The sequence below is a fragment of the Calidithermus chliarophilus DSM 9957 genome (assembly GCF_000430045.1).
Taxonomy (GTDB): Bacteria; Deinococcota; Deinococci; order Deinococcales; family Thermaceae; genus Calidithermus; species Calidithermus chliarophilus.
Genome location: NZ_KE387027.1, coordinates 543041 through 543904 on the forward strand (window position 1 = coordinate 543041; position 864 = coordinate 543904).

1 pseudogene is annotated in these 864 nt (G+C 59.1%); it reads left to right on the forward strand.

The features are described from left to right. Nucleotides 1-582: 582 nt before the first annotated feature. Nucleotides 583-864: pseudogene (locus MEICH_RS29570) on the forward strand (hypothetical protein); the annotation flags it as partial.

Sequence of the window (864 nt, forward strand, 5' to 3'; positions counted from 1 at the left end):
AGATTTGGCTAGCCGTTGTTCTAGGACTCATATGGAGTTTCCCATTTTTCGTTAACTATTTCGTTTCTAAGCCCTCGGTATCAACCCTCGAGGTTGCGAGCGGGATAACCCAGTTCACTTATTCTGGCGTGGTCGCCAGCGAGTTGGTATGGCTTTTCCCACGGGTAATGTTGCTGGTGATGATCGGGGTGTTCGGGATTTTGCAGGCTCGAGGCTTGCAATCCTACCGAAATCCCTTCAGCTACCTGTTGCTGTCTTACCTCTTGCTCGTGGGGATCGCTACCGTAAATGCTCGTGACGACGATTTATCCGCGATTCTCCTAGGGGCGGAGAGCCGGATGGACGGCCTTCTTTACCAAATTGGCCTGGTTCTGACGTCTCTTTTCATCTACCGGGTGTTGCGTGAAAACCGCCAAGCCTGGCCGCTTCTGCTGTCCGGGTTGGTGGTCGTGGGTGTGGTCGAAACGGCCGTAGTGGTGTTGCAGCGGCTAGCCCTGGACCCTGTCGGGCCGCTGACTCGAGGCTTCATGTACGAGGCTCCGGTGGGCACCATCGGCCACCCCGGGGATGGTGGCGGGGTTCATGGTCGTCGTGCTGGTCGGCGGAATGGGCCTGTTCCTACGGGCGAGCGGGACGGCTCAGAGGGTGCTCTTGGCGCTGGCGCTGCTAACGGTTGCTCTGGGGTTGGGCATTACCACCAACAAGGCCTCGGTCTATGCCCTGATCGCTGTCCTGGTGCTGTGGAACCTGCTCCGGCGCGAGCGCTGGACGTTAGGGCTTTCCGTGGCCCTGCTCGCCATGGTTCTCAGTGCGCAGAGCCTCGTGCCCAACCGCCTCGACTTTAATCGTAGCCTCACCGACCCC